This window comes from Sedimentibacter acidaminivorans (assembly GCF_017873955.1).
GTDB lineage: Bacteria > Bacillota > Clostridia > Tissierellales > Sedimentibacteraceae > Sedimentibacter > Sedimentibacter acidaminivorans.
The window spans coordinates 1-4,499 of sequence record NZ_JAGGKS010000017.1 but is presented as its reverse complement, the minus strand read 5'-3'; the positions used below and the strand labels follow the sequence as shown (position 1 = coordinate 4,499).

Sequence of the window (4,499 nt, the reverse complement as noted above, 5' to 3'; positions counted from 1 at the left end):
TAACGTCTCTACCTTTCCTTTTTCTCTATTATACATAAAAATACCCTATAGGGTAGACTTTTTTTAATTGTCTATTCTATAGGGTACATTTTAAAAATTCAATAGGTTTTTTTCAAATTTGTTATGTATTTAAATTCAAAGTTTTTTTTAGTTTAAATCTTTCAACTTGTTCCTTTAAAAGTTCTGCTTGTGATGAGAGTTCCTCGCTTGCTGCAGAATTTAATACAGTATATTTTTTAGTTATAAAATAAAGCTCAATTATTTTGAAAGTGATATTTTTATTCTTTCAAATGCATCATCTATTTGTTCATATGTAATGGTAATAGGAGGAGCAAACCTTATTGTTCTCTCATGTGTTTCCTTTGCTAGAACTCCGTTAGCAATAAGCTTTTTAACATATGGTGCTGCATTAACTTTAAACTCAACACCAACCAATAACCCTCTTCCTCTTATTTCAACAATATCATCATTAATAATATTGTTCAACTTGTCCATAAAATAGTTGCCCTTTTCTTCTGCTTGTTTTGGATAGTTATCTCTTTCTAAAATTTCCATTGCTTTTATAGAAACTGCACAACCTAATGGATTTCCTCCAAACGTAGAACCATGAGAACCAGGTTCATATACCCCAAGTATATCACTATCTGCTGCAATTGCAGAAACAGCAATTATACCTCCGCCTAGTGCCTTTCCTAGAACATAAATATCTGGAACAACTCCTTCATATTCACTAGCAAACATTTTACCTGTTCTAGCAAATCCTGTTTGCACTTCATCTGCAATAAACAGTATATTATTCTCTTTACAAAGGTCATATGCCTTCTTCATAAATCCTAAAGGAGGAACTATAATTCCTGCTTCACCTTGTATAGGCTCCATCATAAAAGCTACAGTTAATTATAACCTCAATATTATGATTCTATTATCGTTCCACATTTGCCTGCCAAAGCATCTTCCGCCTTATAAAGTGAAGTAATAATTGCCTTTCTACCAGGTATTGACTTAGCGAAATTAACTGCTGCCAATACTTTTGGTAGCATGCTTCCAGGGGCGAAATGTCCTTCTTCTATAAATTGTTCTGCCTCTTTTATTGTTAAATGAGATAAATCTTCTTGATTAGGTTTATTAAAATTAATTGATACTTTTTCAACTTCAGTTAATATCATTAAAATATCAGCATCCATATCTTCAGCTAGCCTTTCTGCTGCTAAGTCTTTATCAATTACCGCTGCTATTCCTTCTAACGAACCATCTTCATTCTCTATAACTGGAATTCCACCTCCTCCGCATGTTACTGCGATTGTTGTATCCCAAAGTGTTTTTATAGTTCCTATTTCTACTATCCTTTTTGGCATAGGTGATGGAACAACTCTTCTCCACCCCCTACCAGAGTCTTCTTTTACAGTGTAACCCTTTTCTTCTGATAATCTCTTTCCTTCTTCTTCCGTATAAAATGGACCTATTGGTTTTGTTGGATTTTGAAAAGCTTTATCGTCTTTATCTACAACTACTTGAGTTACTACAGTTACAACTGGCAAAATTCTATTTCTTTTAGCTAATGCCAATTTTAGTCCCTGTTGTATGTGATATCCTATATACCCTTGGCTCATTGCTCCACATACATCAAAAGGCATTGCAGGTGTTATTTCTTTTGCAGCTTCTGTAGCTAATAATATTCTTCCTACTTGTGGACCATTACCATGTACTATTGCTATTTCATATCCTGCACAGCTTATTTCAGCTAAATACTCACTTGTTTTTTTTACAACTTGTAATTGTGATTCTGCTGTTGTTGGTAGGCTCTTATCTTCTAAAGCATTTCCGCCCAAGGCTATAACTACTCTTTTTGGTCTACTCATTTTATTTATTCTCCTTTAAATAATTCTCCCCAACTTTGAATTATCTTTATCAAAATTGGGGATGAGTTCTTATATAGTTGATACTATAACAGCTTTTATTGTATGCATTCTATTTTCAGCTTCATCAAACACAACTGAATGTCTGCTTCTAAATACATCATCTGTTACTTCTCTTATATCAAATCCCAATTCTTTTTGCTCTCTTGCCATTTTTGTTTCAAAATCATGGAATGCTGGCAAGCAATGCATAAATATAACATCATCATTCCCTGTAGCTTTCAACAATTCCATTGTTACTTTATATGGAGTAAGCATTTTTACTTTTTCTGGTATTTGTGCTTCTTCTCCCATTGATGCCCATACATCTGTATATATTACATCTGCATCCTTTACTGCATCTACATTGTCTGATAACTCTATTTTTCCACCTGTAAAAGCTGCTACTTCATTTGCTTTTTTAACAACATCTTTATCTACTTGATCCATCAATTCTTTTGGTCCATATGCTACAAAGTGCATTCCCATTTTTGCACATCCATACATCCATGCATATGACATATTATTTCTAATATCTCCTGCAAATACAACTTTAACTTTATTTAATGGTTTTTTAATATGCTCTTCTATTGTTAATAAATCTGCTAATATTTGTGTTGGATGATCAATATCTGTTAATCCATTCCATACTGGTACTCCTGCATATTTAGCTAAATCTTCTACAACCTGTTGTTTGTATCCTCTGTACTCAATTCCATCATAGAATCTTCCCAATACTTTTGCAGTATCTTCTAAAGATTCTTTTTTACCCATTTGTGAGCTTCCTGAATCTAAAAATGTTACATGTGCCCCTTCTTCTAAAGCTGCTACTTCAAATGCACATCTTGTTCTCGTAGAAGATTTTTCAAATAATAATACTATATTTTTCCCTTTCAGTGTGTAATTATACACTCCTGATCGTTTTTTAGCTTTTAAATCATGAGCTAAATCTAGCATGTATCTTATTTCCTCTGGTGTAAAATCCATTAATGTTAAAAAACTTCTTCCTTTTAAGTTAACTGCCATTTCAGTACCTCCGATAATTTTAATTTATTATTTGTAATAAAACATTTAAAAGTTTAATTTATATTATTTATTTAAATCTTCCCTAATTAAAGGCATACTCATACATCTAGGGCCACCTCTGCCTCTAGATAACTCTGAGCTTGGCATTACATGTGTCTTTATACCTTCTTCTTGCAATACTTGATTTGTAACATAGTTCCTTGAATATACTATAACTTCTCCAGGAGCAATACATAGTGTATTTGAACCATCATTCCATTGTTCTCTGGCTGCATCAATAATACTATTCCCACCACATTTTATAAGATTAATTTTATCGAGATTTAGATATTTTTTCAAAATATCTTCGAGAGAACCTTGTTCTTCTGAGATTATCATCTTTCCATTATTATCTCTTTCTAAAACATATACACTAATATCGTTTTTTATATTAGGATGCATTGTAAACTTATCATAATCAACCATTGTAAAGACTGTATCAAGATGCATAAATGTTCTTTGTTTTGGTATGTCAATTGCCAAAATTTTATCAAAATTACTATCTTCTGTCAATAACTTATTTGCTAATTTTTCTATAGCATTTGGATGAGTCCTTTGTGATATTCCAACTGCTAAAGTTTTTTCATTAAGTACTAAAACATCTCCACCTTCAATAGAAAAGTCCTCTGATCTGTCATACCAAAGTTTTGTCTCTTTATAGGTTTGATTACAGTTAAATATATATTTTGCAAACAGTGTTTCTCTATTTCTTGTAACTGTATGCATTTTATGAATCGTTGCACCATTCCCTACAGTTGCAAAAGGATCTCTTGTAAAATATAAATTTGGCATAGGATCAATAATAAATGGATAATCATTGTTTAAATAATCAGTTAAATTTTTCAGTTTGTAGTCCTTAATTTCTGTTTTCCTAATTCCCTCCATCATTTTCAAAATCATATCCTTGTTACTAAATGATTGGAAATATTCTCTCAATAAATTAGTTTCCCTATCTTCTTTAATTCCTGCTTCTTCTATAAATTCATCGATAAACTGCAATTTTACATCATTTTTTGATATAGATTCTGCAACTAAATCTTCGAGATAAACAACTTCCACTCCATTCTTTCTTAAAATGTTTGCAAACTCATCATGTTCCTCCTGAGCTATTTTTAAATAAGGTATATCGTCAAAAAGAAGTCTTTCTAAATATTCAGGCATTAAATTCTCTAATTCCTTACCTGGTCTATGAAGTAATACTTTTTTTAGCTTTCCTATTTCTGAATTAACATTTATTGCTAAATTATTCAAAATAACCACCACCATTTCTTTAATATATATATTAACATATTTATTTAACCTTATACATCCATTGTATTAATTTTTATTAAATTTGTCAAGCTTTTCTTATAAATATTAAACACATGCATGATTATGCATGTGTTTCTTGTGTTTTTATATAATAAAAAAACAGTTGAAATTTAATTTAAATTTCAACTGTTTGTCATATTTAACCTGGCGACGTCTTACTTTCCCGGGCAGTTACCCACCGAGTATCATCAGCGCTGAAGAGCTTAACTTCCGTGTTCGGGATGGGAA

General features: G+C 31.4%; 3 protein-coding genes, 1 rRNA gene and 1 pseudogene. All 5 read right to left on the bottom strand.

Annotation, left to right across the window (positions count from 1 at the left end):
• Nucleotides 1–258: 258 nt before the first annotated feature.
• A pseudogene (locus J2Z76_RS16450) lies at nt 259–894 on the bottom strand (aminotransferase class III-fold pyridoxal phosphate-dependent enzyme); the annotation flags it as partial.
• A 17-nt stretch (nt 895–911) separates the two neighbouring features.
• Entirely contained in the window at nt 912–1,859 is a 948-nt protein-coding gene (arcC, locus tag J2Z76_RS16445; RefSeq protein WP_209513149.1) for a carbamate kinase, read from the bottom strand.
• 69 nt (nt 1,860–1,928) lie between these two features.
• Nucleotides 1,929–2,921: an ornithine carbamoyltransferase gene (argF, locus tag J2Z76_RS16440; protein ID WP_209513148.1), complete on the bottom strand. Its 993-nt coding sequence runs from the start codon at nt 2,919–2,921 to the stop codon at nt 1,929–1,931.
• 63 nt (nt 2,922–2,984) lie between these two features.
• A complete protein-coding gene (arcA, locus tag J2Z76_RS16435) occupies nt 2,985–4,214 on the bottom strand; it encodes an arginine deiminase (protein ID WP_209513151.1) in 1,230 nt (409 codons plus the stop codon).
• Nucleotides 4,215–4,413: 199 nt separating this feature from the next.
• Nucleotides 4,414–4,499, bottom strand: a 5S ribosomal RNA gene (gene rrf, locus J2Z76_RS16430); the annotation flags it as partial.